1 protein-coding gene and 1 pseudogene are annotated in these 4,872 nt (G+C 38.2%); both read left to right on the forward strand.

Annotated features, from left to right (window positions below; all coding sequences use genetic code 11):
• A partial coding sequence (locus ACHRWY_RS27445; RefSeq protein ID WP_395359197.1) for a gliding motility-associated C-terminal domain-containing protein occupies positions 1-2,210 on the forward strand: 2,210 nt, incomplete at its 5' end.
• Positions 2,211-2,669: 459 nt separating this feature from the next.
• Positions 2,670-4,872: pseudogene (locus tag ACHRWY_RS27450) on the forward strand (hypothetical protein); the annotation flags it as partial.

Consider the following 4,872-nt stretch of genomic DNA (forward strand, 5'->3'; position numbering starts at 1 on the left):
CAGGTTTAACCTATAGTTATTTTACAGATGCTTTGGGAACAACCGTATTGTCCTCTCCAAATGCCGTAACAGCAAGTGGTACTTATTATATTAAAGGTACATCAGCTGCTGTTTGTTCAGATATTCAGCCGATAACAGTAACTATTAATCCTGTACCAACTGTAGTGATCAATAATCCGGCAGCGGTATGCTCGGGTACAACAGTTGATTTAACCGCTTCAGCAGTAACAGCAGGAAGTACAGCAGGTTTGACCTATAGTTATTTTGCAGATGCTTTGGGAACAATCGTATTATCATCTCCAAATGCCGTAGCAGTTAGTGGAACTTATTATATTAAGGGAACTGCAGTTGGTGGATGTTCAGATATTCAGCCGGTAACAGTAACCATCAATCCTTTATTAGCTTTAGCAGGAACACAATCGACGCTTTGTGCTACAGACGGTTCAGGATATGTTTTAACTCTGACGGTTACAGGTAAGGCACCTTATATGGCAACAGGAACCGGAGCACCGGGAACCTGGACAGGAAATACCTGGACATCTGGTTCGATAACAACTGGTACTAATTATAATGTGACTCTTCAGGATGCATCGATGTGTAATCAAATCCTGGTCACAGATGTGGCACCGGTTTGTTGCGTATTCGAAGTAGTATGTCCTACATTTTCAACAACAACGGTTTCATGTTATAACCAAATACCAACAGCAGCAATCTTAACGGTAAATGAGTTTGAAGCTTTAGGGAATGGTGATGGAGTTATTGGAAATGCTCCTTGTGGCGTAATCGAAATTACAGCTTCAAACGGAGAGGCTCCAGTTTGTAATGGAACTGTAATAAGAACGTATACAATAACAGAATACGCAGATACAAATCATAATAAAATACGTGATAATGGTGAAAATACAATTTTGAATAGTAGTGTTTGTACACAAAATTTCACAATAAACAGATCTGATTTTGTTATGCCGGTCAATGGAGGTTCAACAGTAGCTTGTGCTGCTGCTGTTACTGCACCAACAGTGCCTGTTGTAACCGATAATTGTGGTAATGTATTAGTACCGTCGTCACCTGTTATATCTACTATACCTACCTGTAATGGTGTCGAAACGTATACCTATACATTTACAGATTGTAAAGGAAATACACACGATTGGGTTTACACGTACACGATAGATAATACAGTTGCGCCAACAGGAACAGTACCTGCTAATTTAACTTTGCAGTGTATGGCAGATGTTCCGGTTGCTAATATAAATGCAGTTACAAATACGAAATCAAATTGTAATGGAACCATTGCTGTTACGGTAGCCGATACCAACAATGGAGGTACAGGATGCAAAGGGAATCCGTATATTGTCACTAGGACTTATACACTAACAGATTGTGGTGGTTTATCAACTAATTTAGTGCAGACCATTACAGTAGCTGATACTATGGCACCAGTTTTCGTAGAGGTATTACCTGCAAATACAACTGTTGATTGTTCAGCAGCAATTCCGGCAGCAGTAACACTTACTGCGATTGATAATTGTGCTGCAGCAACCGTTACTTATAATGAAGTTAGGATTAATGGAAGTTGTTCAGGAAATTATCAATTACAAAGAACCTGGACAGCTGCTGATACATGCGGAAATACAATAACACATACTCAGGTTGTAACAGTAAAAGATACCACAGCTCCGGTTTTTGTAGCCCCTTTACCGGCTGCTGTAGTAGATGCCAATTGTGCTACAATTCCGCCAGTAGCAACGCTTACGGCTACCGATACTTGTGGAACCGCTACAGTTGATTATTCCGAAACCAGAGAGGATGGGGATTGCAGCAGCAGGTATACGCTTATTCGCACCTGGATCGCAAGCGATACTTGTGGAAATGAAACTACTTATACGCAAACAATAAACGTAGGTTGCGTGGCAGAAATTTATAATAGTTTGTCTCCTAATGGTGATGGCATAAATGATACTTTTCAAATTGGAGGTATTGATTGTTTTCCTAATAATAGTGTGAAAATTTTTAACAGATACGGTACTATTGTATATGAGAAAGAAGGTTACGATAATGTAACAGATGTTTTTGAGGGTATCTCAAGCGGAAGAGCAACATTTAAAAAAGGAGACAAGCTTCCAACAGGAACTTATTTTTATACCCTGGAGTATGATAATAAAGGAACACGAGTAACAAAATCAGGTTATCTTTATATTAGTAATTAATAAAATGGATGACCATAAATACTGTAAAATTTAGTATTTATTTGTTTTAAAATAGTTTTGAATGTTAAAAGCTGGTACAGAAAATTTCTGTACCAGCTTTTTTTTGCCCTTTTTAGGGAATAATGGAACCTTTTTGTGATTTTGAATGTCAAAAAACATCTTTTAAAAGCCTTTTTTTTCTGCAATTATGCAAAAAAAACCGTCAAAAAGCATAAAAAAACAAAAAACATATGATATTTCTTACTTTGAAATACGAAATGTCTTAAAGTACAATTTTAAAAACTTATAGGGGCAAAAATAGCTGAATGTTAGATAGACCTTTGCAACGCTAATCGGAAGGCTTATTTTACTCTTTTAAAACGTAAGTAGTTTTAAATTAGACTAGTAGTGTTTGCTTTTTAAAATGTTCTGTCTTTTTCAGATTGGCACGTTTAGAAGTTTAATTAATTAAAAATGATCATGAAATCAAAAATTACATTTGTTTTAATGTTACTTATGTTTTCTGTATTTATGGAAGATACTGCTTTTGCCGGTACTCTGAATGTTCTGGAAAAGAATTCCAATTATACCTATAAAACGAAAGCAGAAAGGACAGCTATTACAAATCCTGTTTGGGGCAATAGTTGGGAACCATCTGGAGATTTTACTACTTTATTAGCAAGAACCTATACTATAACGGTGCAAGGTGAGGATAATAGTATCACTTCAGCTGTTTCTCTTGTGCCTCTTACAGCAGATCAGATAATTGTCGGTAATCCAGCATCGGTTACAATTGGGGAGGTAGTGACTTTTAAAATTACAATTTACAATAGTAATAATGTTGATAAAACGGGAATTAGTGTTGAAAATAAAATAAACTTGAATGCATTGGCAGATATTACTAATATCAGTAATGACGGTTTATTTCAAGGCTCTTCAAATCTAAGAATAAATTGGACAAATTTGACGATCCCTGCAAATGGTAGTTTGGAATTATATTTTACAGCAACAATAGGAAATCCAATAACATCAGCGACAACTTTTGCAAATGACCCTACTGTTACCGATGCAAATGATTCAACACCTATAAATCTTCCAATTCTTAAACTGCCTTTAAATGCAATGAGCTGTCCGGGTAATGAAGAACTAGCAAGATCAGGAAATGCTTCAATTGTTCCGGGAGGATATTTTCGGTTGACATCTAACATTGGTAGTCAAAGTGGACAGGCCTGGAGTCATAACCAGTTGAGTCTGGCAAAAGATTTTAATCTTGAATTTGATGCATTTTTTGGTACAAAAGATACTGGTGCTGATGGTTTTGCTTTTATAATGAAAAGCCCCGATGCAACAGATATAGTAGGAACTGTGGGAGCAGGACTTGGTTATGGCGGAATTGGTGCTCCTGGACGTGGTCATTCTTTTATTATAGAATTTGATACATGGTATAATGGTGAGAAAACAGTTAAAGGGGAAGTTATTGATCTTATCAAAAACGACCATACCGGATTCCGCAGAAATGGTGATTATACACAAAACGGTAAGGTAGGTACTGATGTTGACTTAGGGAATATTGAAGATGGTAGCTGGCATAAAACCAGAATCAATTGGACAGCAGCTACTAAAGAACTCAAAGTTTTTTTAGATGATGTTCTCGTCAATTCTGTAACCAGAGATATAGTGGCTGAGGATTTTGGAGGCAAGCCTTATGTCAATTATGGATATACGGCCAGTACAGGGGGGTTCAGTAATGAACATGCAGTTTGTATTCAAAAGGTTACTACCTGTAATGCGGGAAAAACAGCTCCGGTATTAAGTGCAGCTGCTGCTCAGCCTATTTGTATGCCGGGGACTACCTTTGATTTAAATTCATTAGTAACAAGTCCAACACCGGCAGGGATATCATTGGTATGGTATACAGATGCATTCCATCAGACTGAAGTTTATGCTACACCGGCGCAGGCCGTTGCGGGTACCTATTATGCTTTTTATTACGATCCGGTTAACGATTGTTTTTCTCCCAGAACGGCTGCAGTTGTTTTGGAATCGTGTCTAATACCTGCTTCAGGTATTTCAATTACCAAACACGGACAGTTTGTCGATGTTAATAAAGACGGAAAAACCAATGTTGGTGACAGGGTAGAATACACCTTTGTGGTTACAAACACAGGAAATACAACCCTTAAAAATATCACGGTAAGTGATCCTAAGGCAACTATAAGTGGAGGGCCATTGGCCCAATTGGCTCCGGGAGCAGAAGATGTTACAACCTTTACCGGTATTCATATTGTAACACAATCTGATATTGATGCAGGTGCCGTATACAACTTAGCTACCGCAACTGGAACACCACCAAGTGGCCCAAATGTAAGTGACACATCCACCGATCCTCTGCCATGTACTACATGCGCACCAGATCCAGGTTGTCCAACTTGTACGATTACGCCATTGGCCCCTGCTTCGGGTATTTCAATTACCAAACACGGAGTATTTGTCGATGTTAATAAAGACGGAAAAACCAATGTTGGGGACAGGGTAGAATACACCTTTGTGGTTAAGAACACAGGAAATACAACCCTTAAAAATATCACGGTAAGTGATCCTAAGGCAACTATAAGTGGAGGGCCATTGGCCCAATTGGCTCCGGGAGCAGAAGATGTTACAACCTTTACCGGTATTCATATTG

Origin of the sequence: Flavobacterium sp. FlaQc-48 (genome assembly GCF_044007335.1) — a bacterium.
In the GTDB taxonomy this organism is placed as follows: Bacteria; Bacteroidota; Bacteroidia; order Flavobacteriales; family Flavobacteriaceae; genus Flavobacterium.